Source organism: Flavobacteriales bacterium (assembly GCA_016124845.1).
Lineage (GTDB): Bacteria > Bacteroidota > Bacteroidia > UBA10329 > UBA10329 > UBA10329.
In genome coordinates, this window is the sequence record WGMW01000016.1 from 1 (window position 1) to 22,458 (window position 22,458).

General features: G+C 47.9%; 22 protein-coding genes. 6 read left to right on the forward strand and 16 right to left on the reverse strand.

Going from position 1 to position 22,458, the window contains the following annotated elements; genetic code table 11:
- Positions 1-55 precede the first annotated feature (55 nt).
- A complete protein-coding gene (locus GC178_08250; protein MBI1287558.1) occupies positions 56-3,196 on the forward strand; it encodes a hypothetical protein in 3,141 nt (1,046 codons plus the stop codon).
- Positions 3,197-3,283: 87 nt separating this feature from the next.
- On the opposite strand, the gene GC178_08255 is transcribed toward GC178_08250, so the two are convergent.
- Positions 3,284-3,922 (reverse strand): NAD(P)H-binding protein, encoded by a 639-nt coding sequence (locus tag GC178_08255; GenBank protein MBI1287559.1) that lies wholly within the window; start codon positions 3,920-3,922, stop codon positions 3,284-3,286.
- 12 nt (positions 3,923-3,934) lie between these two features.
- Complete coding sequence (locus GC178_08260; GenBank protein ID MBI1287560.1) at positions 3,935-5,683, reverse strand: T9SS type A sorting domain-containing protein; 1,749 nt, start codon at positions 5,681-5,683, stop codon at positions 3,935-3,937.
- A 95-nt stretch (positions 5,684-5,778) separates the two neighbouring features.
- On the opposite strand from GC178_08260, the gene GC178_08265 reads away from it, so the two are divergent.
- On the forward strand, positions 5,779-6,450 hold the full coding sequence (locus GC178_08265; protein ID MBI1287561.1) for a phospholipase: 672 nt from the start codon (positions 5,779-5,781) through the stop codon (positions 6,448-6,450).
- Between the two features lie 141 nt (positions 6,451-6,591).
- Complete coding sequence (locus GC178_08270) at positions 6,592-7,038, forward strand: GatB/YqeY domain-containing protein (protein ID MBI1287562.1); 447 nt, start codon at positions 6,592-6,594, stop codon at positions 7,036-7,038.
- A gap of 20 nt (positions 7,039-7,058) precedes the next feature.
- Here the strand turns inward: GC178_08270 and GC178_08275 are convergent, their stop codons facing one another.
- Both GC178_08275 and rlmN read right to left on the reverse strand, forming a co-directional pair.
- Complete coding sequence (locus tag GC178_08275; protein ID MBI1287563.1) at positions 7,059-7,991, reverse strand: polyprenyl synthetase family protein; 933 nt, start codon at positions 7,989-7,991, stop codon at positions 7,059-7,061.
- 59 nt (positions 7,992-8,050) lie between these two features.
- Complete coding sequence (gene rlmN / locus GC178_08280) at positions 8,051-9,103, reverse strand: 23S rRNA (adenine(2503)-C(2))-methyltransferase RlmN (GenBank protein ID MBI1287564.1); 1,053 nt, start codon at positions 9,101-9,103, stop codon at positions 8,051-8,053.
- Here rlmN and GC178_08285 point away from each other — a divergent pair.
- Positions 9,084-10,310 (forward strand): amidohydrolase family protein, encoded by a 1,227-nt coding sequence (locus tag GC178_08285; GenBank protein ID MBI1287565.1) that lies wholly within the window; start codon positions 9,084-9,086, stop codon positions 10,308-10,310. The genes rlmN and GC178_08285 overlap by 20 nt on opposite strands.
- A gap of 1 nt (position 10,311) precedes the next feature.
- On the opposite strand, the gene GC178_08290 is transcribed toward GC178_08285, so the two are convergent.
- From GC178_08290 to GC178_08325, 8 genes are all read right to left on the reverse strand, one after another.
- The gene (locus GC178_08290) at positions 10,312-10,869 is read right to left on the reverse strand and encodes a DUF4468 domain-containing protein (GenBank protein MBI1287566.1); all 558 of its coding nucleotides are present in this window, start codon (positions 10,867-10,869) and stop codon (positions 10,312-10,314) included.
- A 24-nt stretch (positions 10,870-10,893) separates the two neighbouring features.
- Entirely contained in the window at positions 10,894-11,907 is a 1,014-nt protein-coding gene (locus tag GC178_08295; protein MBI1287567.1) for a hypothetical protein, read from the reverse strand.
- Between the two features lie 99 nt (positions 11,908-12,006).
- Positions 12,007-12,678, reverse strand: coding sequence for a 2-C-methyl-D-erythritol 4-phosphate cytidylyltransferase (locus tag GC178_08300; protein MBI1287568.1), 672 nt, complete (start codon positions 12,676-12,678; stop codon positions 12,007-12,009).
- A 59-nt stretch (positions 12,679-12,737) separates the two neighbouring features.
- Positions 12,738-13,787 carry a tRNA preQ1(34) S-adenosylmethionine ribosyltransferase-isomerase QueA gene (gene queA, locus GC178_08305; GenBank protein ID MBI1287569.1) on the reverse strand — a complete coding sequence of 350 codons (1,050 nt, stop codon included), beginning with the start codon at positions 13,785-13,787 and terminating at the stop codon, positions 12,738-12,740.
- Between the two features lie 79 nt (positions 13,788-13,866).
- Complete coding sequence (truB, locus tag GC178_08310; protein MBI1287570.1) at positions 13,867-14,580, reverse strand: tRNA pseudouridine(55) synthase TruB; 714 nt, start codon at positions 14,578-14,580, stop codon at positions 13,867-13,869.
- A 3-nt stretch (positions 14,581-14,583) separates the two neighbouring features.
- Positions 14,584-15,378 (reverse strand): UDP-diphosphatase, encoded by a 795-nt coding sequence (locus tag GC178_08315; protein MBI1287571.1) that lies wholly within the window; start codon positions 15,376-15,378, stop codon positions 14,584-14,586.
- A gap of 1 nt (position 15,379) precedes the next feature.
- Complete coding sequence (locus GC178_08320) at positions 15,380-15,622, reverse strand: DUF3098 domain-containing protein (protein ID MBI1287572.1); 243 nt, start codon at positions 15,620-15,622, stop codon at positions 15,380-15,382.
- 2 nt (positions 15,623-15,624) lie between these two features.
- Complete coding sequence (locus GC178_08325) at positions 15,625-16,503, reverse strand: FtsX-like permease family protein (GenBank protein MBI1287573.1); 879 nt, start codon at positions 16,501-16,503, stop codon at positions 15,625-15,627.
- Positions 16,504-16,661: 158 nt separating this feature from the next.
- On the opposite strand from GC178_08325, the gene GC178_08330 reads away from it, so the two are divergent.
- Together GC178_08330 and GC178_08335 are read left to right on the forward strand one after the other, a co-directional pair.
- Entirely contained in the window at positions 16,662-18,020 is a 1,359-nt protein-coding gene (locus GC178_08330) for a pyridoxal-phosphate dependent enzyme (protein MBI1287574.1), read from the forward strand.
- Complete coding sequence (locus tag GC178_08335) at positions 18,020-18,805, forward strand: ABC transporter substrate-binding protein (protein MBI1287575.1); 786 nt, start codon at positions 18,020-18,022, stop codon at positions 18,803-18,805. Before GC178_08330 ends, GC178_08335 begins: the two co-directional genes overlap by 1 nt.
- On the opposite strand, the gene GC178_08340 is transcribed toward GC178_08335, so the two are convergent.
- The 4 genes from GC178_08340 to GC178_08355 form a co-directional block, all read right to left on the reverse strand.
- Positions 18,769-19,608: a hypothetical protein gene (locus GC178_08340; GenBank protein ID MBI1287576.1), complete on the reverse strand. Its 840-nt coding sequence runs from the start codon at positions 19,606-19,608 to the stop codon at positions 18,769-18,771. The two genes, GC178_08335 and GC178_08340, sit on opposite strands and share 37 nt — an antisense overlap.
- Positions 19,605-20,879, reverse strand: coding sequence for an aminotransferase class V-fold PLP-dependent enzyme (locus GC178_08345; GenBank protein MBI1287577.1), 1,275 nt, complete (start codon positions 20,877-20,879; stop codon positions 19,605-19,607). Before GC178_08345 ends, GC178_08340 begins: the two co-directional genes overlap by 4 nt.
- A 746-nt stretch (positions 20,880-21,625) precedes the next feature.
- Positions 21,626-21,859 (reverse strand): hypothetical protein, encoded by a 234-nt coding sequence (locus GC178_08350; protein MBI1287578.1) that lies wholly within the window; start codon positions 21,857-21,859, stop codon positions 21,626-21,628.
- A 162-nt stretch (positions 21,860-22,021) separates the two neighbouring features.
- Entirely contained in the window at positions 22,022-22,408 is a 387-nt protein-coding gene (locus tag GC178_08355; GenBank protein ID MBI1287579.1) for a DUF302 domain-containing protein, read from the reverse strand.
- Positions 22,409-22,458 lie beyond the last annotated feature (50 nt).

Genomic DNA, 22,458 nt, shown 5'->3' on the forward strand with positions numbered 1-22,458 from the left:
CAACGAGACCCTCGGAGAGATCCTTTTCGATGCCGAGGACACCGACCCCTCTTCTGTGGACGCCAGTGCCGTCATCCGCGCGATCGCTGCTGAACCCACCGTCTATGGGAACAGCGACAAGGGGGGACACCTCCTGTTCCTGACAAAGGCAAATGCAACTGATGGAAATGCCGCTGCAACTGAGAGAATGAGGGTAACTCAGTCAGGCAACGTGGGTATCGGAACAAATTCTCCTCAAAGCAAGCTTCATGTGATTGGTGGACAAATTCTTGGTACAAATGGAAGTAGCTCCAACACGAGAACACTTTCTATACTTTCAGATGGTCAGAGTCAGATAAACTTTGGTTCATACCCTGGTTCTTGGACCTCTGCCTTACAAATTCAAAACAATGACAACACAGATTATATCTGGCTCTCCCCTCTTCAAAATGGTAATAACGCACGTTTGCTTACAAATGGATCGGGTCTTGATTTCTATGTTGGGGCCAACAGCTATAGTACCACAATATCAGAAGCAGGTAATGTGGGCATCGGCACAACTTCTCCCAGCACTAAATTGTACGTTAGTGGGGGTGCGTTAAGAGTTGGTACAAACTCTACAGATCCCGGTGGAGTTGACGGGGCAATCAGTTTAGGTAATACAGCAGCCAATTACAACCCTACCACGGGCAACTGGTCAACTTCAGGTTCTACAATGGTGCTTTCTGCATTGGATTATTCTTCGATAGGTTTCCATGATTCTGGTTCAAGGGTTGACTACATCAGAGTAGGGGGAGGAGTTATGCAACTTGGATATAATGCTGGCTGGGGTGCTGCTTCTATCCAGGTACCAAGCATCGCAGGTGGTGGAAACCGTATTGTAATGACGGACAATAACGGAACCCTCTACCCGATAGCAAACCTGAACGGTAGTGGATTGGGAGACAATCTGGGCAACCACATTGCAACTACGGGAATAAAGCGGAATGATCATGCTACTGGATTTCTGGAAGGAAGCTACAATAACGTTGGGGCGAATGATGCCAAATCCAACCCAATTTATACAATCGGATCAAGTTACAACCCTTCCGCAACAGCGCTGAACAACATGTACGGCATAGGGTACTCCCACTCAAACTTCTTTGGTACTCCAGCCGGGGTAAATGGTTGGGGGTTATATGTAGCTGCTGCTGGCAGTATACGGGTTATTCTGGATGCAAATAATGGTATCGGATGGGCTTCGAATAGTTTCAGGGCCCCGCTCTTCTATGATGCCAATGACACGGGATATTATCTGGATCCAAACAGTACGTCCAATAGTGCATTAAGAATTCGTGGTGGATCCCTGCACGGACCTAACCCAACTTGGGGAGCCTATATGCTTACTGGCGGTGATGGTCGCAATGGATACATAGACAATACAACTGTAGCATCTGCTACCAGTACTAATGGCAATTTACATCTTGATGCGGCTTCAGGACATGACACCTACATAAACTATTATGATGGAAACACCGTTCGTTTTGGTAGGGGAAACAATAGTGAGAGAGCAGTTCTTGATGGAAATGGCCTTTATCTGTATGATGGGTGGTTCAGAAACTACAATCAGACCGGGCTTTATAACCAAAGCTATGGGAACCATTTCTACGGAATAGATGCGAACTACTGGTTCTCAAGATCAAATCGTGGTATTATCATAGGCGATGTGGCCGGCACGTACCGAGGATATCTGTACCACGATGACGGTGACAGCTTCGGTCTTCTTGACAGATTAGGACGCTGGACCATCAGAACGCAGTTGAATGCTTATGTAGAATTCAGAGATAATGATGAAATCATGCTCCGCGTTGGTGCAGATGGTCAGACCGGGTATGGCGACTATGGGTCTATGTGGACCTATGGTGGCGGTAGAAACAGCTGGGAAGGTTATAACATAAATGGAAGGTATGCATTCATGTCTGCTGACGATAATGAGTTTGGACTTTACAACGATGTTGACAACCGATGGGTGATCTACTACCAGAGGAACAGTGCTCTTTACTTCTATCAACCAAATGGTGGGAACAATATCTACTTGAACACCAACACAGACCTTGTCATGAACGGCCATAGTATTTGGAACGTCAATACAATGACAGTGAATACCATCTACGATTATCAGAATGATCTTGTTCATTTTGACCAGACCCGAGTTCGTTTTGATGTTGGAAGCTCTCAGGACTTCTGGATTGAGAATTATGCAGGACACCCTCATTTCCGTTCAGGAAACCCTGGGTGGGGATTTGTAGGACGGCCACAGGTAGGCATGGGTTATTTCTACGGTTATAACTTTATCGGAACATCAAGACGTGACACAAAACGCAACATCAACCCTCTTGAAGAAAATCTTGCGTTGGAACGTTATATAGTTGACGACCTCAAGCAACTAAAACCAAGTCTGTATAAGTACAAACATGAAACGGACAACCTTGAAACTGGTAATGAGGGACTATATCGTCCCCAATTTCACTTAGGACTTATTTTGGAGGAAACACCAGATTATCTTCAGGATGCTGCGTTTAGTGGAATAGACCTTTACTCTCTGGCTTCGATTGGAATTGTAGGTGTTAAACACAACATGGAACAAATTGAGGCTATGCAAAAGGGTTATGGCACAATCAAAATCAATGACTTTGGCAGTTCTACCATGAGTAGTGAAACTCTTTGGGTAGAATATGATTCTGAATTTATTTCTCAAATGAAAAATGGAGAGATTCCAACTGTTCAGATAACCCCGAATAGCATGAATGTGGAATTTGCCGTGGTGGAAAAGAATACTAACGGATTCCGAATAAAGAAATCTGGAAATGGTTCATTAAGTTTTGACTGGTTTGCCGCTGTAAAATTGACCGTACCAAAAACCAACGAGGCATCCGAGAAGATTTCACCAGAATTGATGAGCAACCTGGTCATTCCTGAAGGCATAAAAGCAAAAACCCGTGACCTCTCTGTAAATGAAACCTCTGCTGATCCCGTCTTTCAACCTGGCGATCCACAGTATGATCCGAGTGCCCGTGCAGAAGACCCAACCAACTTCCCGATGGACAGAGGCTCTGAACCGAAACAGAATGATTCAGTGAAGAAGCCAGATGTTCCAAGCGAAGTGCAACCAGTTCATCCTGCAGGTACTGCCGAACCAAGTAAGAATCCTTATCAGGAAACCAAGAGAACTCCTTGAGTTGACGGGTACGGTTAGAAGATAAATCCTCTATTGAAACGTTGAACCACAGATCGGGTTTTGGCCAAAAGCTGAAACCCGATTTTTCTATCCAAAAGCATACAATTCCGCACCCTCAAGTACGTGAACTCCAGCAACTGACTCCGTACCAAGTCTAAGCATCGCCTTGGCAACGGTTTTTCCTTGTATGCCGCGGTACTTGGCCAAACTACCGATCATCAACGGGTTGATGACATTCATTACACCCTTGCCTATAAGTTCACCAAATCGGAATTCCTTTCGCTCTCCCATCAACATAGAAGGTCGGAGAATGACAAGTGAATGAAACCCGATGGATTCGAGATCGCGTTCTGTTTCTCCTTTTACTCTTAAATAGAAATTAGAAGTATTTGGAGTAGCTCCAACAGAAGAAACCAGCACAAACATTTCGGCTCCAGCGGCTTTGGCATTTTTGGCAAAAGCAATCACCAGATCGTGGTCTACATGGTAGAAAGCCTCTTGTGAACCTGCCGTTTTTATGGTAGTTCCCAGGGCACAAAAGGCAACATCCAACTGCTCAAAACTTTGCTTCGCGATGTCGTCATTTACCAAAACGTTGAACTTTTCGGGGAGGTCAAGCGGCCTACGAGTAACCACATCAACCCTTTCGAACGAATCTTCATCCTTGAGTAGATCGATCAGAATCGATCCGATAAATCCTGTGGAACCTACTACTGCTGCTTTCATACAGCAAAGGAATCAGTTTTTGAGCAACCTCACGGTTTGGCGTTCTGCACCGTTTCCGATATACATCATGTAAATGCCAGCATCAAGATCGCTTGCATCAAGCACCTCTTGCGTCCCATTCAATACGCCTTGTAGAACCAAACGGCCAGTAGCATCAATAACCGTGTAAGTCGTTCCTGTATTCCAATTTCCTGAAACGGTGAACTGGTCTTTGAATGGATTCGGATAGACAGATAGCGGCTTTTCAACTGCATCTTCAACCCCATTTATTACGCTCAGGTCACATTGATTGAAATCATAGAGCTGATGTAGTTCTTCGCTGCATGTTGTGCCTGCTTGCGCACTCTGATAGCTCACATAATTTCCTCCATCAATGGACGGGGCGTACAGGTTTCTGCGCATGGAGCCGGTTGTGAGCTGGAAATACATGGGCGACTCGAGATCATTGTTGTGCTGTAGCAAATGTGCATGACCCAATTCGTGGAGGATGGATGTTTCGAGATCATAATGGTTCGGCATCGGCAGACCTTCTCCCGTCCACCAATTGATGTCGCGATTGAAGAGGATATCGATCTCGATGAGGTTCCATTGAATTCCAGCAGGCGTACCACATCCGGAAAACGTGGTGATCGTCTTTCCCAACAGGTAGGAAGGAATCTGTCCAGGGTTTGAGAGTCCGATCAGGTTGACTCCATCGTGGCTCCAATCGGCAAGTGAAACACGCTCTTCATCCACCGTAAAATTGACACCAGTATTACAGGCCCATTTCATCACAGAATTCTCCACCATTTGCGCACCTGCCAAATCGACCAGCTGCTGACTCAGGTTGAAGCGATAACCGCCATCCTGCATTCCTACCAGCATGGTACTGTTCAATTGGTCTGAGTAGATCACTTCGCTTTTGGCGTAATCGACCGTCAATTGCTGCGTGCTTTCGGTCGACTCACCAGCGTCTGTCACGACCTTGATGTTTCCGGTTCCTGCCACAATTGAGTTGTAAAGTGTGGAAGAAGGAACATACAGTTCAATCTGCGTGTCGGTCCAACTCAGATAATGCGGCCCGCTGTGCAAACCAACAAAACTCTGTCCGCCATCATCTGCGTTCTTGAAAGCAATGAAACCGTTTCCCTGCTCCGCACCGAACCCTTCGCCAGTAATGGTGACAACTGTCTGCGTACCAGCGGTTACTTCCAACGGGAAAATGGATGAAACTATCGGTGCGCTTCGGTTGGCAGAAGAAGCAGGATGTAGCATGCCATCTGGAACACGCAGCATCTGAATGCTATTTGAACCTGTGATGCGCGCCACGGCATCATACAAAAGTTCGCGTTCCGCAATATTGCTCAAGCCGTAAACAGAACCTGTTCGTTCATCAATTGGGTAAAATGCGGTTGTGATACTTGATATCGAACGCTGCGCATCTTCCTCCAACACCAAGAGGCCGTAATCTCCTGTCTGCATTTGAGCACTTGGCGTCACCACCTGCATCAGGTCTCCGAAAACCCCGCCTTCGGTCACCACATTCATGGTTATATCCGAAGTTCCTTTCAGCACACGATACACATCAATGCTATTTGAAGTGTAGATATTGCCATCCTGCCCGATGAACGTCTGCTGCGCCACAACTTTTCCTTCGATGATATTGTTTGCTGCAGAAAGTTGTTCTTGAAACGCACCTGGAACCATCAGGCATTGTGCCCGAAGCAGATTCCCCGAAAGCAGCAGGGACAGCAATACAAACACATACTTTTGATACCTCAATGGAAAGATTTTCGGTCAGGTTTTGAAGTTTCAAGTTACTTTTTCCACTACGAGTATCACGTAATTTTAGACGAATCGGGAATTTCTCCCCACCAATGAAATTTAACATGGAACAATCCAAAGTGTCGTTTGTCGAAGTTCCCAGAACTGCCCGCTATTTCAGGATGAATTCTGTACAGAAAATGACAAAGAATGTTTGGGTTGTTTTCCACGGATACGGGCAATCGGCCGAGTATTTCATCAAGCATTTCAGAGACCTTGATCCGTCAGAGAATTTCATCATCGCGCTGGAGGGTCTTTCCAAGTTTTATGTGGAAGGATTGACAGGCCGTGTGGGTGCCAGTTGGATGACCAAGCAGGACCGCGAGTTGGAGATCAAAGACCAATCGAATTACATCAATGCAGTGCTGAAAGACTGTGGCGTTGACGTGAAAAACATGAACCAACGACTGATCGTTCTCGGTTTCTCTCAAGGCACTGCAACCGCTGTGCGATGGTTGGCAAACAACAATATTCGGCCAAATGAACTCATTCTATGGGCGGGTTCGTTCCCACACGATGTGGACGCAACGGAACATGAAGATGTTTTCAAAAAGCTGAATATGCATTTCGCCTACGGAAACAAAGATCAGTTTCTGGAGCACATTAATGTGGAAGAACGCGTGGCAGAATTCGAAAAGATGGGAATGAAACTGAAGGTTTGGTCCTTCGAGGGAAAACATGTGATGGACAAACCAACCCTTGCCAAGATTGTTGGTAGCTTTTAGGTTACGAATTACGAATGAATACGAATATTCGAATTGGACACGGATGCTGGCAATCGCTCCACAGAATGTTGCAGACAAGTAGGTTCGTATATTCGTACCGCGTAGCGGATCTGTAATTCGCAACCGCTTAAACATTGAACCATGAGTTTAACAGACCAAATAAACAACGACCTGAAAGAGGCCATGAAGGCCAAAGACACCACTACGCTAACTGCCTTGCGCGCTATCAAATCGCAGTTGCTGTTGGCGGCAACAGACAAAGGCGGTGGAGAATCTACGGAGGAAGCTGAAATTAAAATGCTACAGAAGCAGGTGAAGCAGCGAAAAGAAAGTGCTGAGCTGTACAAGACCCAAGGCCGTGAAGATCTGGCAGAAGCCGAGTTGGCAGAAGCTGCCATCATTGAAAAGTATCTTCCGAAACAACTTTCAGAGGATGAGCTGAAGCCTATTCTACAGGCCATTATTGAAAAGGTGGGTGCCGCTGGTCCGCAGGACATGGGAAAAGTGATGGGCGCTGCTTCCAAAGAATTGGCAGGAAAGGCTGACGGAAAGACGATTTCATCTGTGGTAAGACAGTTGCTTTCGTAGAGACGCGATGAACCGCGTCTCTACTTCGTTCTATCGATCACAAAATTGACCATCTGAATGAGTGATTCCTTGGCTGCATTGTCGGGGAATTCAGCCAGCATAGCAATCGCCTTGTCTCGGTACTCATTCATGCGTTCGGTGGTGTATCTGATACCTCCTTTTTTCCGCACCAGATCGATCACTTCTGCCACACGTTTTTCATCCGTGTTGTGGTTCTTGACCGTGTTGATGATAAAACGCTTCTCAGAACGGTCTGAATTGTTGAGCGCATAGATCAGCGGCAGCGTCATCTTCTTCTCTTTGATATCGATGCCCGTTGGTTTACCGATGGAATCGTCCGAACCATAATCGAACAGATCATCACGGATCTGGAATGCAATACCAACTGTTTCTCCGAACAAACGCAGTTTTTCCACCACCGCATCATCTTCCGAAATACTTGCCGCGCCCGAAGCACAACAACTTGAGATAAGCGATGCGGTCTTCTTCCGGATGATATTGAAATAGACCTCCTCAGTAATGTCGAGTTTCCGCGCTTTTTCCATCTGCAGCAACTCACCTTCGCTCATTTCTCGCACCGAATTGGATGTGATTTCCAACAGTCGATAATCCTTGTGCTTTACCGAAAGCAACAGTCCGCGACTGAGAAGATAATCGCCCACAAGCACGGCAACTTTGTTCTTCCAAAGCGCATTGATGCTGAAAAAACCTCTTCGCTTGTTGGCATCATCCACCACATCATCGTGCACAAGCGTTGCTGTGTGCAGCAACTCGATCAGCGTAGCAGCACGATAGGTCATATCGTTCGTGTCGCCCAGCATTTTGGCAGTCAGAAAAACGAACATCGGGCGCATCTGCTTGCCCTTTCGCTTTACGATGTAATGCGTGATCTTGTCGAGAAGCGCCACCTCGCTACGCATGGAAGAACGGAACCGTCCTTCAAACTCCTCCATCTCAACACGGATGGGTGCCTTTATTTTATCGAGGGATGACAACGGCCCGAATTTACGTATTAGCCGTTCGGTAAGGAAAGTTTGTTGGCCAATTGTCCGCAGGCCGCATCAATATCTTTTCCGCGGCTTCTGCGCACGTTCACGATCAGGTTTCGGTCTTCCAAAAACTGCTTGAAAGCCTCGATGCGTTCCTCACTCGCTTTTTGGAATTCGCCACCATCTATCGGATTGTATTCGATGATGTTGATCTTGGTCGGGAAGTTCTTACAGAACTCGGCCAGTTCGCGCGCATCTTCCAAACTGTCGTTGAAATCCTTGAAGATGATGTACTCCAACGTTGGTCGCGTTCCCGTTTGGTCGTAGAAATAACGCATGGCTTCGGCCAATGCTTCGAGGTTGTTGGTCTCGTTGATCGGCATGATGTAATTCCGCTTCTCCTCATTGGCCGCATGCAGCGAAAGTGCCAAGTTGAACTTCACTTTTTCATCTCCCAGCTTTCGTATCATCTTGGCAATGCCAGCCGTGGAAACCGTGATGCGTTTGGGCGACATTCCCAAGCCATTCGGTGACGTGATGCGTTCAACGCTATCGATCACATTTCGGTAATTGAGCAGCGGCTCGCCCATTCCCATGTAAACGATATTGCTCAACGGAATGCCGTAATGTTCTTCGCTCTGGCGCGATATGTGAACGACCTGATCGAAGATCTCATCCGCATTCAGGTTGCGCAACCGATCCAAACGACCCGTTGCGCAGAACTTACAGCTCAGACTACAACCAACCTGAGATGAAATACAAGCGGTCATTCGGCTTGCTGTTGGGATCAGTACGCCTTCCACGAATTTTCCATCAGCTGTTTTGAACGAACTCTTGATCGTTCTATCTGAACTGACCTGTTTCTCATCAACTTCTACTGCGTTGATCGTGAAGTTCGCTTCCAGCAGATCGCGAGTAGGTTTAGAGAGATTCGTCATCTCATCGAACGAGTGGGCAGCCTTTTTCCAAAGCCATTCATTCACTTGCTTGGCGCGGAAAGCCTTCTCGCCATTCTCGATTAAAAATGCTGTAATTTCAGCGTCAGACAACGCGCGTATGTCCCGTTTTTCGGTCATGGCGCAAAGATACGGGCTAACCATGCGATTCCTTTCTGCCGACCTCATCTTTCCGATCCACACCAACCCGATACCGAACGGAATTCTGGCCGTGAGCGCCAACGGAACTATTATGGATCTGCTGTTGCCAGACGATCAGAATGCGCCCGAACCAAGCAGAATTGAGCGGTTTAAAGGCATTCTCTGTCCTGGTTTTGTGAACGCGCATTGCCATTTGGAGCTTTCGCACATGAAAGGCGTGGTGGCCGAGAAAACTGGGCTTCCAAAGTTCATCACCGAAATTGTGAGCAGACGTGAGGAGAATGGCCATGAGAAATTGGAGAAGATCGCGGAAGCCGATGCCGAAATGTGGGAGAACGGAATCCAAGCCGTAGGCGACATCTGCAACACGGCCGACACATTGGAAACCAAACTCAACAGCCGTATCGATTACCATTCGTTCGTTGAGGTTTTCTCATTCGACCCCGCCAAAGCACCAGCCGTTCTGGAAACTGGAATCCAAGTGGCCGAAGCATATCAGAATGCCAATTTGAATGCGACCATCGTTCCGCATGCGCCTTATTCGGTAAGTGAGGAATTGTTCGGTGGCATTGCTGCACAACAGACGCGTTTTGGTGGGCCGATAAGCATGCACAACCAAGAGACGGAAAGCGAGGATGAGATGTTTGTTTCGGGAACAGGTGAGTTGGTGGAAACATTCAAAGGTTTCGGTGTGGATTTCACAGATTTCAACCCCCAGAAACGAAGTGCGTTGGATTTTGCGCTACCACAACTTCCAACGGACCAGAACGCACTACTCATTCACAATACCTGTTCCACGAAAGAAGAAATGGAATTGGCACACGCACTCCGCGAACGTCTTTTCTGGTGTACCTGCGCCAACGCCAATCTTTACATTGAAAACCGCATTCCGAATATTCCGATGTGGTTGGATTTGGGAGCAACCGTTTGTGTTGGCACGGACAGCCTCGCCAGCAATCATCAACTTTCCATTCTGGACGAACTGAAACTCATCCAGAAAAATCACCCTCAAATTCCACTTTCCATTTTATTGGAAATGGCCACGATGAACGGAGCTGAAGCGTTGAACATGGATAAAAAAATAGGCAGCTTCCAAAAAGGGAAACTGCCTGGAGTGCTTTGGCTGAAAAATGTGAATCTGCAAACGGAAAGCCTTGCCGATTCCAGCGTTCAGCGCATCTTTTGAATCACCAATCGTCTGAGGATTTCTCAGGTGCTTTGGACAATCCTTCTTTCATACTGGCAATGGTTGCTCGGATGTCCTCATCAATGTCTGTCAGGTAATGTGAGTGATTCGCGGCATCAACATCATCTCTGTCAAGCCATGGTTCCAATGGCTGATAGCTGCTGGCCTTTAGATTCAGATCGGTAACCGTGTACTTATACCGACCATCCTTGAACTGAATGGTGATGGTGTACTGCGCAAGACCTTGACGGCTCGTGGTCTTGTTTCCCTTGTTGTCGTAAGCATAAAAAGGAATACGGTTAAAAATCTCCAGCACGCCATTCTCTTTGTCCTGTTTGCGCACCTTCTCCGCAAAATTCTTGAAGTATTCGCCTCCCCATTTCATGGCGCGGTCGTACAGGTCCTGCGCAGAAACTCCTGCAACTTCGGGTACTTCGGTGTATGTGATCAGATTGGTCTTCGGATCCAAACTCATGGCTGGCCAACTCAATTCGGCTTTTTTCTGAGCCATTAGGCTAAAGGGTAGTGATGCCAATAGCATCAGGGCAATGATTCTCATGTCAAATGGTTTTAGACTGTAAACTTAGTTTGCGCTGGCCGTTTCCTCAATATCCTCGCCAAGTTTTCCAAGTCCAATGCTGGAATAGTAATTATTGAAGAGGTTGACGGCCACATTGTAGCGCAACCGCTTGGTTTCCATGCCCAGGAGAATGGTCACCACACGGTGGTCGCAACGCTTGGACGTAGCCACAATGCAGTATTTGGCCGCATTGGTGAAACCCGTTTTCAGTCCATCGATCTCCTCATATTTCTCAACCAACGTGTTACGGTTGCTGTAGGTGTAAAGCCCGTTCGCATTCTGAATTTTCTCGGTGCTGCGCGAGGTCATGTCCAGAATATCATCATACTTCACAAGTTCGCGGGCCAACAAAAGAAGATCACCTGCGGTGGATTGATTGTCTTCCACATCCTTTGCACGCTCAGGCATTCCGGTAGAATTAGAGTAGCACGTGTTGTCCATGCCCAGATCTTCGGCCTTCTTGTTCATGAGCATCACGAATTTCTCTTCGGTGCCACCGATATGTTCGGCCAACGCATAGGCAGCATCGTTGCCAGAACGGATCATGGCGGCTTGCAACAGATCAAGAACCGAAAGCTGCTGACCAGCCTTTACGTAGACCTTTGATCCTCCGACCCATGTTGCATTTTTGCTGATGGTAACTATGTCTTGCATTGAAACATTCCCCGCTTTGATCTGCTCCATGGTGATCAATGCCACCATCATTTTGGTAAGCGATGCAATTGGGAACTGCTCTTCGAGGTTCTTCTCCCAAACCAGTCTGTTCTCGGTATAGTCGTAAATAAGGCCAGCACGAATCAGACCTGGTTCATACGCCAAGGTCGAATCAATGTCAATATTGATGTAATTGAACTGCTTTACCGATACCTCTTCCTTATTGGGATCGTTTGGGTCACTTGGATTTTGCCATCCGAAAAGCGCGGTCGGCTCGGAAAAGAGCAAGGTCAAAAACAACAATACTGGACTGATCAACAGTCCAAATGACTTCAATTTTCTCAGAAAAAGTTGGTGAAACATTCAGCTACCCGATTCGATTCCTCACAATTATACTCATCCCCGCCCCCAAAGGTTAGCAACGAAGCCGTCTTCTATCAACACAAATTTGTTAATTCCATGTCACTTTTTTCGTCTCGCAATGATCAATTGCGCCAATTCGAGGTCGATGGGCGATGTGATCTTGATGTTCTCGCTGTTCCCTTCGACCATCGCAATCTGATGACCACTTGCCTCCACAACGGTGGCATCATCCGAATAGTCTGTACGGTCTGCCCGCGCAAACGCTTTTTTCAGTAGTTCCGTTTGGAAGCATTGCGGGGTTTGCACGGCACGGTAGCTGTTTCTATCCACCGCCACACTTCCATTTCCCTCCAATTTTCTGAGACTTTGCACGATCGGCACTACTGGAATGGCTGCACCGGTTTTTTCAGCTTCCGCGAAACAGGCTTCCACCACTTCTTCAGAAACAAACGGACGTACGCCATCATGCACACCCACCAATTTTCCTTCAGACAACGCCAATCCACTTTTTACAGATAGAAATCTGGTAGCACCGCCATTTGCCAACAGATGCGGCACACGCCAACCATGCTTGTAGCATAGTTGCTCCCAAAAATCCATTTGGTCTTCGGGCAATACAAGAACCAATTGCATGTCTGCATCCATAGCATACAAATGCTGAAGCGTGTGCATCAGAATGGGCAATCCATCCAGTTCTATGAACTGCTTGGGAAGCTCGGCTCCCATGCGGGTTCCGCTGCCACCCGCCACGATGATCATGGTTCTTTCCATCAAAAAAAATCCCGAACCATTTTATCGGTTCGGGATCGAAATTAAACTTTCTGTGCTGCTTACAGAATCAGCATTGCATCTCCGTAAGAGTAGAAACGGTATTTCTCTTTTACGGCCTGATCGTATGCCTCGCGCATGAAGTCGTAACCGGCAAATGCCGCTACCATCATCAACAGCGTTGACTGTGGCATGTGGAAATTGGTGATCATGCAGTTAGGAACTTGGAAATCGTACGGAGGAAAGATGAACTTGTTGGTCCAACCCTCAAACGGCTTCATGTGTCCTGTTGTGCTTACCGAGGTTTCCGAAGCACGAACTGTGGTTGTTCCAACCGCACACACCTTTTTCTTGGCATCCTTGGCAGCATTCACAATATCACATGCTTCCTGTGTGATGATCAGCTGCTCGCTGTCCATTTTGTGCTTGGTGAGGTCTTCCACCTCCACCGAGCGGAATGTTCCAAGACCAACGTGAAGTGTTACCTCCGCGAAGTTCACGCCTTTCAATTCCAAACGCTTCAGCAATTGCTTACTGAAGTGAAGTCCTGCCGTTGGGGCTGCAACAGCACCTTCGTGCTTGGCGAAAACGGTCTGATAACGCTCTTCATCCTCTGGCTCAGCCTCACGCTTAATGTACTTTGGAAGTGGCGTTTCGCCCATATCGAAGATGGTCTTCTTGAACTCTTCGTGCGTTCCATCAAAAAGGAAACGCAGCGTACGGCCACGTGAAGTGGTGTTGTCGATGACCTCCGCCACAAGGCTGTCATCATCTCCGAAATACAATTTGTTTCCGATACGGATCTTACGGGCCGGATCCACCAATACATCCCAAAGGATGCTCTCGCGGTTCAACTCACGAAGTAGAAATACCTCGATCTTCGCTTCTGTTTTCTCTTTTTTGCCGATCAAACGTGCCGGGAAAACACGTGTGTTGTTCAGGATCATTGCATCGCCATCATCAAAATAATCGAGCACATCTTTAAAAAGCTTGTGTTCGATGGTTCCGTCCTTGCGGTTGAGAACCATCAAGCGGCTCTCTTCGCGGTCTGGCGTTGGGTGGTAGGCAATAAGTTCCTGAGGAATGTCGAATTTAAATTGTGATAGTTTCATTGTGTTTGTTTTGAGCTTACGGGCCCATTTTTATGGGGCTGCGAAATTAAGAAAACTGTTCGTGGATATTACCGCAATCCTAAGACTGTTCGTCTCCGTGTATCAGAAACTGGAATTGATCGGCCGTAATAGCATCATTTACATCATATTCTCCAATGCGCGTTCTACGCAATGAGGAAAGATGCGCGCCTGAATTCAAGGCTTTACCAAGATCATGTGCCAAAGATCGGATGTACGTGCCTTTGGAACAGGAAACCCGAAAATCGATTTTCAGTCCACCTTCTCTGTCAATGTTCACTATTTCGAACTCACGGATGGTGATCCTTTTGGGTTCGAGTTTCACTTCCTTTCCCTTTCTGGCGAGATGATAGGCACGTTTGCCATCCACTTGTTTCGCGGAGAAAATGGGCGGCATTTGATCGTATTCGCCTTCAAAACCAGCGGCAGCGGAGCGGATCATTTCATCCGTAATGTGTTCGATCGGGAATGTTTGATCGACCCCTGTTTCCAGATCGAACGATGGCGTAGTTGCACCGATTGTGATCGTTCCCGTGTATTCCTTTTCCGCATCTTGAATGGTGGTGATGTTCTTGGTCATTTTGCCTGTGCAAATGACCAACAATCCTGTTGCCAGCGGATCAAGTGTTCCAGCATGGCCAACCTTAATATTCTTGACCTTAAGCTTGCGCTTGATGATGCCGCGAACACGGTTCACCACCGAAAAGGACGAATCACCGTAAGGCTTATCGAACAGTAATACTTCTCCGTTTTTGAAGTCGAATCCTTCGGTCAAACCTTAGAGAAAAAGCGTAATGAAAATGGCTCCAAAACCGACAGCGAAGCAATAGAATGAGAAGTAGCGCAACTGGCTTTTCTTCACCAGCGCGATCATCCATGTGCAAGCAAGCAACCCGCAGACGAAAGCGGCCAAAAAACCAACGATGAGCGGCAGCACATTTGTTGTTTCGGACGAAATGTTGCCATCCATCACATCCTTGGCCATCTTGCCCAGAATAAGTGGGACGACCATCAGGAATGAGAACCGCGCGGCTTTTTCCCTGTCGATACCCAACAACACCGAAGTGGAAATGGTGGCGCCAGAACGACTGATACCTGGCAGAATGGCAATGGCCTGCGAAATACCGATAATCAAAGAATGACCGAAACCGACATGCTTCTCGGTGCGTTTGGCGCGGTCGGCCAAAAACAGAAGCAGTCCAGTTATGATGAGCATGGCTCCGACCAGCAGAATCTGTTTATTGAATAGCGCCTCGATCTCGTCATTGAACAATACCCCGATAACTGCTGCAGGAATCATGGAGATAATGATCTTGACCGAGAACTCGGTCTCTTCGTTCCACTTGAATTGGAACAGCCCTTTGAGGATTTCGAGAATGTCCTTCCTGAAAACGACCACCGTGCTCAGGGCTGTGGCCGCATGAACCACCACGGTAAAAAGCAAACTTTCCTCTGGAACGCTGTTGTCTCCGAGCAGTGCTTTGGCCAACTCCAAATGCCCGCTACTGCTTACTGGAAGGAACTCCGTAAGTCCTTGAATAATGCCCAGGATCAGGGCTTCCAAAAGACCCATTTTAAGCCTTGGAAGGGTACATGATACCAACGATCTCCAGCGCGAAACCGAGCAGAACCACCAACGGTGCAACCGTCAATCTCGTAGTATTGAAAATCTCATAGCTGAATACATTCGGATCATCTGAGCCGCCACCTGCCATCAGAATAAATCCGATTCCGATGCAGAGCATTCCTACAATGCAGATGATGTAATTCTCCTTGCCGAATGCGAATTGCTTCTCGTTGTTTCCGTCCGTTGCCATGTTCAATAATAAAGTTGATCTGCGTTGAGCCGCAGGTATTTCCTGACGGCAAATGTCGTACTTAAGAATGAAATGATGAGTCCGAGGCCGAGCACCGCTCCGAAAAGCGTGGCCACTATCTCCACGTTGTCCAAACCGAAGAGTTCGGGAATGTTCTGATTGGCCAGATAAATGACACCTGCCAGCAGCACGTTGGCCACCACCGCACCGATCAATCCACGCACCACACCCTCTACCACAAATGGCTTACGGATGAACGATTGCGTGGCTCCGACCAGCTTCATTGAATTAATCAGAAACCGTTTGGAATACACCGAAAGTCGAATGTTGTTGTTCACCAAACTGATGGCGATAAGTGAGAGCAATCCGCAGAACACAAGGATCACAATTCCAGCCTTCCGCACGTTGCGATTGATGACACGGATAAGATCTACAGGATAATCCACCTCGTAGATCATCTCATTCTTCAGCAGATCCGACTGAATATTGACGATTCCATCTTCGGTTGCAAACTCCGATTTGATCTTCACATCAATCGACCGTTTCAGCGGATTGTAACCCATAAAACCGATGAAGTCCTCCCCTAACATTTCCTTCAGCTGTTCGGCCGCTTCATCCTTAGAAATATAGTTGGTGCTCCGCACGAAATCGGAAGCGTCCAAGAACTTCTGCAACTGGAGAATATCCACCTCCTTGGCGTCATCCTTCATATAAATGGTAAACCCGATGTTCTCCTTCACATAACCCGAAAGTGCGTTAGCGTAAAGAATGACCAGTCCGAGCAGCCCGAGCATGAAAAGCACCAATGAGATACTGACCATGGCCGTGACATTGCTCGACCATATCTGCTTCTTGTGTGCCTTTTCCTCTGCTGTTGCCATCGTTTTGAAGTCGGGCTAAATTACACTTTTTGCTTGCGGACAAAGACCGATCTAACACGATTTAAGAACTGCGTGATTGTTGAAAAGCTTTATGGTCGGATTGAAAAAGAACTGGGGTGAATCAATGCCAGCCAACCGAGGTTTCTACCTTTGCGGCCATGTATTACAACAACATTTTAGAGACCATCGGCCATACGCCATTGGTCAAGCTGAACAAAGTCGTAAAAGACCTGCCATGTACAGTTCTTGCCAAGGTCGAGACGTTCAACCCAGGACATTCCATCAAAGATCGGATGGCGCTACAGATGATCGAGGATGCGGAAGCGGATGGCCGACTGAAACCAGGCGGAACCATCATTGAAGGAACTTCGGGCAACACGGGAATGGGATTGGCATTGGCAGCCATTGTAAAAGGCTATCGCCTGATCTGCACCATGCCGGACAAGCAGAGTAAAGAGAAGATGGACATCCTTCGCGCCATGGGCGCTGAAGTTGTTGTAACACCCACGAATGTGGAGGCTGATGATCCGCGTTCATACTATTCTGTGGCCAAAAGACTGAATGAGGAGATTCCAAATTCGTTCTACCCGAACCAATACGACAACCCAAGCAATCCAAAAGCGAATTACCTGCAAACAGGACCAGAAATTTGGGAACAGACCGAAGGAAAGATCACACATTTGGTGGTCGGGGTCGGTACGGGTGGCACCATCTCCGGAACGGGGAAATATCTGAAGGAAAAGAATCCGAACATTCAGGTTTGGGGGATTGACACGTACGGCTCTGCACTCAAAGCCTATCATGAAACGGGCAAGATCGTGGACAGTGAGATCTACTCCTACATCACCGAGGGTATCGGTGAAGACATCATCCCCAAATGTGTTGACTTCAGCGTGATCGACCTTTTTGAGAAAGTGACTGATAAGGACGGTATGCTCATGACCCGCGAATTGGCCAAGAAAGAAGGCCTGTTGGTGGGAAACAGCGCTGGGTGCGCGGTTCAGGGATTGCTACAATTGAAAGACAAACTGAAGCCTGAAGACGTGGTGGTGGTCATCTTTCACGACCATGGAACACGCTACGTGGGCAAGATCTTCAATGACGACTGGATGCGCGACCGTGGTTTCTTGGACAAAGGCCGCATCAGCGTGGTGGAAGTGCATGGCGCCAAGCAGCCCGAACTGATGTCCGTGCAGGCCAGCGATTCCGTTGGCGATGTAGTGAAATTGCTCACCGAGAACGGCATTTCACAGGTTCCCGTGTTCGAGGACGGTAAGCCTGTTGGTTCGGTGACGGAAGGAAAGCTGTTCAGTCATCTGTTCAACAAACCCGAAGACCGCAACTGCCATGTGCGCGACATCATGCAGAAGCCTTTCCCCGAAGTGGATGGCGGCAAAAGCGTGACCGAGATCGCGGAAGTGTTCGATAAGGAAACGCCTGCCGTACTTTACAAGGATGGTTCTGGTACGTACCGTATTCTCACCAAGCACGACATCATCAAGGCAATTGCCGATTGATGGAATACCGAACCGTAACGGATCAACTCGGTCGAACTGTTCGCATTCCAAAATTCCCTCAGCGAATCATTTCGTTGGTTCCAAGCCAAACTGAACTGCTGTTCGACCTTGGTTTGGGCGAACGCGTGGTCGGCATCACTAAATTCTGTGTGCATCCAGAAGAATGGTTCCGAACCAAAACACGCGTTGGCGGCACCAAGCGGCTGCATTTGGAGGCGATACGTGAACTGCATCCCGACCTCATCATCGCCAATAAAGAAGAGAATAACCGAGAGGATATTGAGAGGCTTGAAACGGATTACCCTGTCTGGGTAAGTGATGTAAATGACCTGAGCTCAGCATTGGAGATGATCGCGTCCGTTGAAGCGATCACAGACACGGATTCATCAAACCTTATCAATGAAATCAACCACGGTTTCTCCAAACTGAAACCGCTGAACCCACCGAAAAGGGTTCTCTATCTCATTTGGAACAAACCTTACATGGCGGCAGGTTCGGGCACCTTCATTAACGATATGCTGCAACGCTGCGGTTTCGAAAATGTGGTTGGCAAAACCCGCTATCCACAACTTACCGAAAAGGATATCATTGAACTGAATCCCGAAATGGTCTTGCTTTCCTCCGAGCCATTTCCGTTCAGGGAGAAGCATATTCACGAATTGCAGACCTTGCTTCCTCAAGCTACCATCAAACTGGTAGATGGAGAAATGTTCAGTTGGTACGGAAGTCGGCTCAAATACGCTCCCGCCTACTTCGCGGGTTTGCTGGAATCCATGAACAAGTAGATCGTACCGATCGCGAAGACTGCGATCAGTCCAGAGATCGGTTCCAACACATGATACGTGGAACCGATAAGCGGATGCACGCGCCAAAATCCGTGAGGCTCTTTGATGGCATTCAGCACCAGCCATGTATTTTCTGACGCTGTTTCCTCGTAGGGGACGACCCATCCGAACATCATAGCTGCAACGACACCGATGATCAAAACCAACAGCAGGTAAACCTCCGCGCGTTGGAAGAATGCAGTTGAGGCAGAGTTCACCCCTTGGTTGAACATTTTCAACAATGAAACGAACAATCCTGCACCCAACAGGTCAAGCACCACATCATTGAGTTCAAAATACTCCACATAATCGAACAACACTTGGTACTGATGCCATTCATCGAACAACATTACTGGCAGCGAAAAGGCAATGGCACCACCAAACCTTCCTACCAACGGATAAATCAGCATCGCCAGCAGACCAAACTCAATGGCGTGAATGAATTCGATGTTCATTTCCGTCAGCACGAAAAAATGAATGACCAATCCCACCAACGTGAGGGCGAGAAAGCCAAGTCCGACCTTGTCGATAGCCGTGCGCTGCCTAAAGCCGCGATACATCAGATAGACCACGAACAGCAACGCAACAACCGCAATACTCGCCACCACCTTATTGTAAACGGGTAGCGAAAGACTGTTCATCACCTCCACCGACAGGTTGACGAACCACTCGTGCGCAAATACAATGAATACGGCATAGCCGACAACCAACGCGAGATTGACCGACCGATGTTCTGACAACCAATGAATGATGCGACCGATCATTTTCCTGCCAGTTTCTTGACGGACACGACCAGTCGGTCCAATTCATCCAGAGAAGTATAAATGTGCGGACTGATGCGCACCGCGTCCATCCCATTCCAAACGATAAAACCGACATCGAAGTTTGCGCTTTTTCGTAGCGCTGTGGCGATGTCACCAGCTGTGAGACCATCGATGGAGATGGTGGCCATGGCTCCACCGAATTCAGGTTTCAGCGAAGTATGAAGCGTCAAGCCCTCAAGGTCTTTCACCCGCTCCGCCCAGTAATTCTTGATGAAATGCAACCGCTTATGCACGTTCTCCGCGCCCAGCTTCTGGTGAAAAGCAATGGCATCCAAAGCCGCCATCTCGGCAGGAATGGAACGCGTTCCGAGAAACTCAAACTTCCTGATGTCATCGCTCTGAGGTTCGTAGGGCGACATGAGCGGCCATAGTGCGGCCTTCTTCTCCTTTTTGACAACCAAAGCACCCGTACCGAACGGAGCCCCAAGCCATTTGTGCAGCGAAGTGGCCAAATAATCGCAACCAATTTCTTTGAACGATAGCGGAACATGCGCCAAGGCATGCGCGGAATCCACCACCACTTCGCAGCCCTTGGCCTTGGCCATTGCCGTGATCTCCTTCACAGGCATTACCTGCCCCGTCCAATTGATCACATGCGTAATATGAACCACTTTGGTTTTAGGTGTGATGGCCTTTTCATAAAGTTCCACTGCAAGACTCACATCTTCAATCGGTAATGGAAGTTTGACTTCTTTCAGAATGATTCCATCACGCATTTGGCGCTGTCGCCACGCATTGAGCATGAACGGATAATCGAAATCGGACACCACCACCTCATCGCCTTCTCTCAGGTTCAGGCCGAAGATGACCGTGTTCAACCCTTCGGTCGTGTTTCGGTTGATGGCCACTTCCTCCGATTCCGCATCCATCAGGTTGGCCAATGCTTCGCGAAGCGGCTCTCGCTTGTCGTTCAGTTCGTGCCACATGTAGTGCGCAGGTGCCTTATTGCTGAGACGGTACATATCGATGTGCGAATCCTGCACCGACAGCGGTTGCGGCCCCACCGAACCGTTGTTGAGGTTGATCACCTTCTCATCCAACAGATAATGCTGCCGAACCTCACTCCAAAAATCTTCATCACCTATAAGATCATCTCCTTCGGGAACGACCAGCGGTTTTGCCTCGCATCCGCTCAGGGAAGGGACAAACGGCAGCGCAGCAGATGCCATCAGCGAACGTTTGAGAAAATCTTTCCGCGAGAGTTTGTCCATCGAGCAAAGGTAATTGGCATCGCCAAAACATAGCAGCGCAGTGCTCGGTGCCGACCACAGTTTCAACTAAGTGTAGTCGAAATCCGGAGGCTCGGATTGGCATCCTACAACTGTGGGACGTGAATCCGTTAGTCCGGATTCCTATCCTACAACTGTTCGGTGGCAATCCTTTGCTCCAAATTGGCATCCTACAACTGTGGGACACGAATCTGTTAGTCCGGATTCCTATCCTACAACTGTTGGGTAGCAATCCTTTGCTCCGAATTGGCATCCTACAACTGTGGGGCACGAATCCATAAGCTCAGAATCCTATCCTACAACTGTTGGGTAGCAATTCTTTGTCCCGAATTGGCATCCTACAACTGTGGGACGCAAATCCGTAAGCTCAGGATCCTATTCTATAGGATCCGTTCAACGAACTGTGTCAGCCCTGACCAGCCCCCCCGGCCCAGATCGGGGTGCCGTAGGTTGATCTCGGAACATGAAAAGTTGAACTCAACCCGGGGTCATGTTGAAGGTGAAAAGACCGGAAATGGCATACGGAAATATGTTTCCTGTTCGGGATTTTACCGATTTCAGCCCTAAACGTGAGATTGAAGTGGTAGGTTGAATTTTATGCCCCCGCGTCAACGGTTCATTGTCTTACAAACTCAAGGAAAAGTGCCTTTGTTCCCGATCTTATTACCAAGAACGGCCTCCCCAATTGCGACTCCCAAGGCGGCCTGTGTTATGCTATCCATCCCGGCTTATTCCTCCACTTTGGTCAGTTCCATTTCACAAACGGGGCATTTACCAGGCTGCTCGTATGTTTTTCCGTCCTCACAGTCCATCGGGCACTGATACTTGGCCTCGGCATGTTGTACTTGATTGGTTGTATCGCTGTTCATTTCATGATGATGTTCTCCATCGTGGTGACCTCCACCGCAACCGATGAATGCACCGATGGTCAAGCTCATTACAACTACTTTGACTGTTTTCATTATGCTGTTTTTCATGTTTAGGGTCAATAATTCTTTTGCCAAATATTTTTAGGCCACAGAGACACAGATTTTCACAGAGGTTTTCACAGAAAAAATCATGTCCAGATAAGTTCTGTGTCTCTCTGTGCTTCTGTGGCTATTCCATTTTTCCAATGCATATCGCTAAAGGTCATTGATGACTTTTTTGAGACGCGATTGTACTTCTGAGGCAATGCTGCCAAGGCTGTCATTTTTAACGGCTGTCATGGAGGCCACAGGGTCTACCGCAGCCACTTCCACGGAGCCGTCCTCGTGTTCCTGCACAATGACGTTGCAGGGCAACATCAGCCCTATGTTCGGTTCTGCACCAACTGCTTTGTAAGCGAAATTCGGGTTGCATGCACCGAGAATGCGGTACTTTCTGAAATCCACATCCAGTTTCTTTTTGAACGTGGCTTTCATATCAATGTCTGTCAAAACACCGAAACCCTCTTCCTTTAGGGCAGCGGTCACGTTTTCGATGGCTTCATCAAAGCCGACATTCACCTTTTTACTGAAATAATAACTCATGGTCTATTTGTTATTGATTGTATAATTCTCTGCTTGATTCATTCTGTGGG

What these genes read in the sequence shown, in the direction of transcription:
- GC178_08345 (MBI1287577.1), bottom strand. Translation starts at nt 20,879, where the DNA reads ATGGACAAACTCTCGCGGAAAGATTTTCTCAAACGTTCGCTGATGGCA.
- GC178_08285 (MBI1287565.1), top strand. Translation starts at nt 9,084, where the DNA reads ATGTCCCGTTTTTCGGTCATGGCGCAAAGATACGGGCTAACCATGCGA.
- GC178_08255 (MBI1287559.1), bottom strand. Translation starts at nt 3,922, where the DNA reads ATGAAAGCAGCAGTAGTAGGTTCCACAGGATTTATCGGATCGATTCTG.
- GC178_08265 (MBI1287561.1), top strand. Translation starts at nt 5,779, where the DNA reads ATGAAATTTAACATGGAACAATCCAAAGTGTCGTTTGTCGAAGTTCCC.
- queA (MBI1287569.1), bottom strand. Translation starts at nt 13,787, where the DNA reads ATGAAACTATCACAATTTAAATTCGACATTCCTCAGGAACTTATTGCC.
- rlmN (MBI1287564.1), bottom strand. Translation starts at nt 9,103, where the DNA reads ATGACCGAAAAACGGGACATACGCGCGTTGTCTGACGCTGAAATTACA.
- GC178_08335 (MBI1287575.1), top strand. Translation starts at nt 18,020, where the DNA reads ATGGAATACCGAACCGTAACGGATCAACTCGGTCGAACTGTTCGCATT.
- GC178_08270 (MBI1287562.1), top strand. Translation starts at nt 6,592, where the DNA reads ATGAGTTTAACAGACCAAATAAACAACGACCTGAAAGAGGCCATGAAG.
- GC178_08330 (MBI1287574.1), top strand. Translation starts at nt 16,662, where the DNA reads ATGTATTACAACAACATTTTAGAGACCATCGGCCATACGCCATTGGTC.
- GC178_08300 (MBI1287568.1), bottom strand. Translation starts at nt 12,678, where the DNA reads ATGGAAAGAACCATGATCATCGTGGCGGGTGGCAGCGGAACCCGCATG.
- GC178_08290 (MBI1287566.1), bottom strand. Translation starts at nt 10,869, where the DNA reads ATGAGAATCATTGCCCTGATGCTATTGGCATCACTACCCTTTAGCCTA.
- GC178_08350 (MBI1287578.1), bottom strand. Translation starts at nt 21,859, where the DNA reads ATGAAAACAGTCAAAGTAGTTGTAATGAGCTTGACCATCGGTGCATTC.
- GC178_08320 (MBI1287572.1), bottom strand. Translation starts at nt 15,622, where the DNA reads ATGGCAACGGACGGAAACAACGAGAAGCAATTCGCATTCGGCAAGGAG.
- GC178_08325 (MBI1287573.1), bottom strand. Translation starts at nt 16,503, where the DNA reads ATGGCAACAGCAGAGGAAAAGGCACACAAGAAGCAGATATGGTCGAGC.
- GC178_08315 (MBI1287571.1), bottom strand. Translation starts at nt 15,378, where the DNA reads ATGGGTCTTTTGGAAGCCCTGATCCTGGGCATTATTCAAGGACTTACG.
- GC178_08275 (MBI1287563.1), bottom strand. Translation starts at nt 7,991, where the DNA reads ATGGAGGAGTTTGAAGGACGGTTCCGTTCTTCCATGCGTAGCGAGGTG.
- GC178_08355 (MBI1287579.1), bottom strand. Translation starts at nt 22,408, where the DNA reads ATGAGTTATTATTTCAGTAAAAAGGTGAATGTCGGCTTTGATGAAGCC.
- GC178_08295 (MBI1287567.1), bottom strand. Translation starts at nt 11,907, where the DNA reads ATGTTTCACCAACTTTTTCTGAGAAAATTGAAGTCATTTGGACTGTTG.
- GC178_08340 (MBI1287576.1), bottom strand. Translation starts at nt 19,608, where the DNA reads ATGATCGGTCGCATCATTCATTGGTTGTCAGAACATCGGTCGGTCAAT.